This is a genomic window from Arthrobacter sp. SIMBA_036 (assembly GCF_046535135.1).
Lineage (GTDB): Bacteria > Actinomycetota > Actinomycetes > Actinomycetales > Micrococcaceae > Arthrobacter.
This window is the reverse complement of the sequence record NZ_JAWRXG010000093.1, coordinates 1-309: the sequence shown is the minus strand read 5'-3', so window position 1 is coordinate 309 and position 309 is coordinate 1. Positions and strand designations below refer to the sequence as shown.

The following is a 309-nucleotide window of genomic DNA, read 5'->3' as shown; positions in this document are numbered from 1 at the left end:
CGTTTCTGGCGCGTTTGAGGATCGGCATTATCCCGACCGTTGCGCCCTATCTGCTTCCGGCAATCATAAACGATCTGAACGCCACATTCGACGGGATTCAGATCGACGTGCGCGAGACACAGACCGCAAAGCTCGTGCAGGAGCTGTCACGAGGCGATCTCGATCTGGCGATCGTCGCCCTCCCGGTCTCGGAACCGTCGCTGGCCGAACTGAAACTGTTCGACGAGGAATTCGTGCTCGTCCGCCGTCTGGAAGATGAAGGCCGCCCGGTTCCCGACCGCGACATGCTGCGCGAAATGCGGCTGCTGC

Annotated in this window: 1 protein-coding gene; it reads left to right on the top strand. The window is 60.8% G+C overall.

The features are described 5' to 3' along the window. The coding region (locus SB659_RS19265; RefSeq protein ID WP_410551554.1) for a LysR substrate-binding domain-containing protein at positions 1-309 on the top strand (309 nt) is incomplete at both ends.